Source organism: Nocardia amikacinitolerans NBRC 108937 (assembly GCF_001612615.1).
In the GTDB taxonomy this organism is placed as follows: Bacteria; Actinomycetota; Actinomycetes; order Mycobacteriales; family Mycobacteriaceae; genus Nocardia; species Nocardia amikacinitolerans.
In genome coordinates, this window is sequence record NZ_BDAU01000076.1 from 1 (window position 1) to 5,399 (window position 5,399).

The 5,399-nt window shown below is 63.6% G+C and carries 3 protein-coding genes and 1 pseudogene; 2 read left to right on the plus strand and 2 right to left on the minus strand.

What is annotated here, in order from left to right; all coding sequences use genetic code 11:
* Positions 1-482 (plus strand): hypothetical protein (locus tag NAM01S_RS35885; RefSeq protein ID WP_169810939.1); only part of this gene is annotated, 482 nt, incomplete at its 5' end.
* Positions 483-931: 449 nt separating this feature from the next.
* On the opposite strand, the gene NAM01S_RS32515 is transcribed toward NAM01S_RS35885, so the two are convergent.
* Positions 932-2,149, minus strand: a complete 1,218-nt coding sequence (locus NAM01S_RS32515) for a VWA domain-containing protein (RefSeq protein ID WP_067792983.1) — start codon at positions 2,147-2,149, stop codon at positions 932-934.
* Between the two features lie 630 nt (positions 2,150-2,779).
* Here NAM01S_RS32515 and NAM01S_RS32520 point away from each other — a divergent pair.
* Positions 2,780-3,590: pseudogene (locus NAM01S_RS32520) on the plus strand (IS30 family transposase); the annotation flags it as partial.
* A gap of 115 nt (positions 3,591-3,705) precedes the next feature.
* Here the strand turns inward: NAM01S_RS32520 and NAM01S_RS32525 are convergent.
* Positions 3,706-5,307: an ISL3 family transposase gene (locus tag NAM01S_RS32525; RefSeq protein ID WP_067792988.1), complete on the minus strand. Its 1,602-nt coding sequence runs from the start codon at positions 5,305-5,307 to the stop codon at positions 3,706-3,708.
* Positions 5,308-5,399 lie beyond the last annotated feature (92 nt).

Here is a 5,399-nt window from a genome sequence, read left to right on the forward strand (position 1 = left end):
AACGACTCGCCGAACGATCCATCGTCGTCAACAGAGAAGTCGTCATCCAACCGACCGGCCCGAACGACGCAGGGCAACGCCCCGACATACTCGTCGATGCCGTACCGCCGCAACCGACCCTGAACACCCCCACAATCACGATTCCCATCGAGATCAAAGGATCCTGGCACAAGAACCTACTCACCGCACCGCACGATCAACTCCTCCCATACATACGGATGACCAATTCGACCGCAGGCATCTACCTGGTCGCATGGTTCCCACTGGATCAGTGGACAGCGACCGGAGACGGCCCCGCGCGACGGCGGGCGACGGTTCACACATCGGCTGCTCATCTCTTGGAGACGTTGCAAGCTCAGGCAATTCGGATCAACCACACGACAGGCGTACACATCACGCCCTACGTCCTGACCGTCTCCACCACTACACCCAGCACAATCCTCGATATGTACGAGTCAGCGGCCCGGGATGAGTGGAAATGACGCGCAAGCAGTCAGCGGAAGTAGTAGTACGTCGGCTTCCGGTGTCGGGAGGGGGTGTCGGACGTCAGGGGGTATCGACCAATACGCCAACCTGCTGCAACACCGAAAACTGCTGGTCATCGGCAAATAGCGGTGGCGTGACGGTTCTGGTCCGGTTGCCGCAGGTTGGTGTCCCCGGCGGGGCACAAGGATGGGATCAATGCCGAATACAAACGAGCGTCGCTGGCGCGGGCATGCGACATCGACTGGAGCATCGGGGTCGTGTCATCGTTGCCCGGTCGTCGGACGGGCACATCCTCGAACCTTGAGTGTCGGTGTCGTTCGAGTAGTTGAATCGGCGCGCACACGTACGAGAATAGGGCTTCATTACCGTCCGCAGCCTGTTCCAGGGAGTGCGCAAAGCTCGCCGTCTGATCAGCAGATGTTCGCACGTCGCCCCAGGCTGGCACTCATCCCCGGGCTTGAGACCACGCGCCGAAGCCGCGGACCAGCTCCGCGTAGAACTGTTCCCCCGGGACGGCGCCTGGAATCTTTCCAGTGTTGTAGAACGCCACGTTGCGGAAGGTGGCCGAGGTTGAGGAGTTGAGGTTCTTGTAGAACGCCATCTTCCCTCGGCCGAACCCGATGAAGATCCAGAACACTCCCAGCATCGAGGAGTTCTGCAGCAGCGTGCGCACCGCCGCCTTGTCGTCAGGCTCGTCTCCCACCTGCACGATGACCAACGCGGGATCGGATGCCCCCGATTCCTGGTAGTGGTTGAGGACGCAGCGCATCGCTTCGTCGACTTGCGACCACCCCCAGTCGACCTGAGTATGCAATTGCCCGATCCTGCCCCGATAGTTCTCGAGACTGAGGTCCTCGACGAACGGTTCGTGGCGACCCGAGAACACCACAGGCACGGTGCCGTCGTCATCGAGGTTCGCCGCCAACGCCAGAATCCGCTCGGCAAACGCTTGGACGGTGAACGACTCGTACAATTCCCGCATGTCGTAGCTGTGGTCGAGAACCAAATACACCGCGGCGCGTCGACTACCCATTCCCGCATCCGCCAGCGCCCGGTTCGCTTCGCTCGCCACCGGCAGCAACCCGGGCGCGATATCGCTGACCTTCGCGAGCTGGGCCGGTGTCCTCGAACCCGGGGCTGTACTCGCACCTACCCGAGCGGGTGTCTCATCGGTCTCGACATCGACTCCGTAGTCGGTGGCCAACCCACCCAGACCGGACGCGTAGCCCTGGCCCACTGCCCGTACCTTCCAAGCATCGTTGCGGCGATATGCCTCGGCGATGACCACAACCGTCTCCCGATTGGTAAAGTCCGGAGCGGTGTATTCGACTGTGGGTCCAGAATTTTGGGTGACGACCAGCCGCGGTGCGCGACCGAATACCGCCCCCGGACTCAACGGATCGATGCTTGCAACAACGACCACCGTGGCGACGTCACGCGGTACGCGGGTGAAGTCGACTTTCACCGTTGTGCCAGCTACTTCGACACCGTGACGGACCGGGTTGTTGTAGAAGACGAGGTCGCTGTCGTCGCGTACCTTCCCGCCCGGTCCCAGGAGCAGAGCCGAAACATCTATCGGCGTCTGATCCGTTGTGAGGGAAAAGGACACATGCCCTCCGCTGAGGGCAATGTTCTCGCCCTTGCGCAACGCGGTACTCGACATTCGCTTCCTCGGCTGTCGTGGGTAGGGCTCGACTCTATCCGGTGGCTAACCGCAGCAGGCGATTTCGACGCCAACGCCGGTACACCCCTCCCGTCGTCGGCCAAACATCTCCCCCAAGGCAAATAGAGTGGAGGCCGCCCTCCATATCTACCGAGGACGGGCGTTCTCCCCTGACCACCGACATAGTAGTGCCGCCCCGGCGGGCCGACCGGTCGATCCGCCCTTGGCTGGGTACGCAACTAGAAGGTTCTGGACGTCTTGCATCAGCGAAAGGTAGGTCGTGACGTATGCGTTCGAGCGAAGTATCAACGGCTTCAACGGCTTCCGATGCGATTCATGATCCACCACCTCTCCATCGTGCCTTGGGCTGCCCGCCAGGCACGAGGCAAGCATCGAGACGGAGCGGTCGACCGGTCGGCCTGATACTCAGGGACATCGAGACATAGTGTGGCCCTTGGCGATCTGCGAATCGCGACTGCGCCGCTGCCTTGATCGGGTCGCCGAGGACCGTCTGTGGTGGGCGTTCCGGACGAAAAGCGCACTATACTGCCAGCTTCCGCTGCCCTCACTGGATGACCTCCAACATGACGGCAGCGCAGCCTGAAGCGGATGAGCAGTCATCCTCATCAGTCGCACCTCGGCGGGGCACATCGAAGATGGGAACGTGCGCGACCTGGGAACTTGCTCCGGTCAGCTGGTGCAGGCCAAGCTGGAGCTGGGCTGGAGCCCACAACAGATCAGCGTCTGGCTGCGCCGTAGCTATCCCGAGCGGAAGTCGTGGCATGTCAGCCACGAAACGATCTATCAGGCGCTCTGCAACGCGGAAAAGTCCGGCCTGTCAAGGCCATTGACCAAGCGACTGCGCACGAAGCGTTCACTGCGGCGCCGTCGGCGCCGGGCCGACGCTCGCACGACTCGCTTCGTCACGGCATCGAATCTGATCGAAGCGCGGCCGCCGGTCGTCGACCAACGAATTCGAATCGGCGACTGGGAGGGAGACCTGATCGTCGGTGCCCGCGGCGGCTCGGCCCTCGCGACACTGGTCGACAGGCGCAGCCGTCTGGTCAGGCTGGTTCATCTACCTGACGGCCGTAACGCGGATGCGTTCGCCGCGGCCGCGATGGAAGTGCTGGCCACGGTTCCGGCGCAGGCTCGGTGCACGCTGACATGGGACCAGGGCGGTGAGATGGCGCGACATGACCTGCTGGCCGGCTTGTTCTCCGAGGGGATCTACTTCGCTCGCCCCGGATCTCCGTGGATGCGAGCGACCAACGAGAACACGAATGGGCTGCTGCGCCAGTACTTCCCGAAAACGACGGACCTGTCCATTCACGGGCCCGAGACTTTGCGCCAGGTCGAGTGCCGAATCAATACCCGACCAAGGAAGGTCCTCGGGTGGCGAACCGCGACGGAGGTGTTCGAAGCCGAACTGGCAGTGTGAAATCCGTCCCTGTGTTGCGACGACGGGTCGAAACCGCCGTTGAAACCAAGCGGAATCAGAGGGTCAGGTATTCAGGATCTGGCACAAATTCCGTGATTCGGCAGATCCGGGTTGCCTAGTCGCTCAACAGAATTCGCTTCCGGAGAAGGTCTGGTTTCGCGCGTCCGAACATCTGGCGCTTGATCATTTTGATGCGGTTGACATGCCCTTCGACCGGCCCACTGCTCCAGGGCAGGGTTAGGCCGGCGGTCACCGCATCGAGGTCGCGGCGCAGGCCGCGGACGAATGAGTGCAGGGCCGGCAGGTCGTCGGCGTCGACGGCTTTCATCCATTGCTCCAGTTCACGGCCGCGTAGCTGGCGCATCATCGTTGCGAAGGCCCGGATGTGACCGGCCAGGCCGCTGAGTTCGGGGCTCGAGGTGAGGATCGCATCGAGCCGCTGCCGATCATCGGGATTCAGACGGGCGGGGTCGGTCATAAGCCAGCTCACAACACGACGCACCGACGGCGGCTTGCGGACAGCGCGAGGAACCTGGCCGGTCGACCGGAACGGGTGGAGGTAGTTCATGACGATCTTCGGTCCGCCACGGTAGCCACGGGCCTTGATCTCGTGGAACAGCTCGGTGGCATTGGTGCAACCCTCGTTCCATCGCTGATGCAGGTAGGGCTTGAACTCCTCCAGCAGACTCCGCCGCTGTCCAGTGCCGGTGTTGACCAGCAACTCCTCCACGGTGGCGGCCCGAGCGAAGCGTCGAACGGTCCCCCGGGCAAGACCGAGTTGAGCGCCGACCGACCGCAGGCTCACGCCGTCGGCGAGCAGTGCGTGGACCGCGGCGTAACGTTCGCGGGTCCGCACGGCCCACTTGTCCGTCCGGTCCGCCGGTGCAACCACTTCGGGAATGACTGGGATCTCCTGCCGATCCGTGCTCGCTGGATCGGTGTCGCCTTCGGCATCGGTGAGGGTGTCGAGGCAGTTTCGGTATCGGGCCACGACGCGTTCGACCGCCTCGCCGAGGTTGTGCCAGATGTGCCAACGGTCCGCGACCTGCACAGCGTCGGGCGCTCCGTCCGCGATGCCTTCGGCGTAGGCGCCAGCGCGGTCGCGACAAACGATCTCGACGCCGGGATGCGCCCGCAGCCAGGCGGCCAGCGTTCCGGCGTTCCGGTCGTCGAGCACCTCGACTGGCCGCCGGGTCTCGATATCGATCAGGATTGTTCCGTAGTGGTGCCCGCGACGAAGGGCAAAGTCGTCAACGCCGAGCACGCGCGGGGTGGCGAGGTCCGGATCGGACAGTGTCCGGATCTGTCGCAGCAGCGTCATCCGGCTGACCGTGGCCGCCAGATGCCGAGTCATCCGGGCGCCCGGGCGACCACCCAGGGCCAATGCGACCGCGCACAGCAGGCGTTGCAGGATGGCGGTGCGCCGCGCATGCCGTGCTGCCAGCATCGGCACCTGTTCGGCGAAAGTCCTTCTCCCGCAGTCGGAGTTGTCGCAGAACAACCGTCTCACCCGCAGCCGGATCACCACCTCCCTGCCGGTGATCGCGGTGTCGGACAATCGGCGCCCGTAGCGACTGTGGACCCGACGGGACAACGTGCCACACACTGGGCACGTGGCGGGTTCGTCACCCGTCCTCGCGTCGATTCGCACCCGGACCCCTGCCGAGTCCACGCCGTCGATCCTCAGCCCATTCAGATGCGGGAACAGGACTGCCATCGGTCCAAGATCAGAACACCGGCCACATGATCGATCATCAAGCGCCCGCTGGCAATCCAGGTCGGGTCAATCACGCAAACCGTGCCAGATCC

Coding starts and splice junctions, on each gene's coding strand:
- NAM01S_RS32515 (WP_067792983.1), bottom strand. CDS start 2,149: ATGTCGAGTACCGCGTTGCGCAAGGGCGAGAACATTGCCCTCAGCGGA.
- NAM01S_RS32525 (WP_067792988.1), bottom strand. CDS start 5,307: ATGGCAGTCCTGTTCCCGCATCTGAATGGGCTGAGGATCGACGGCGTG.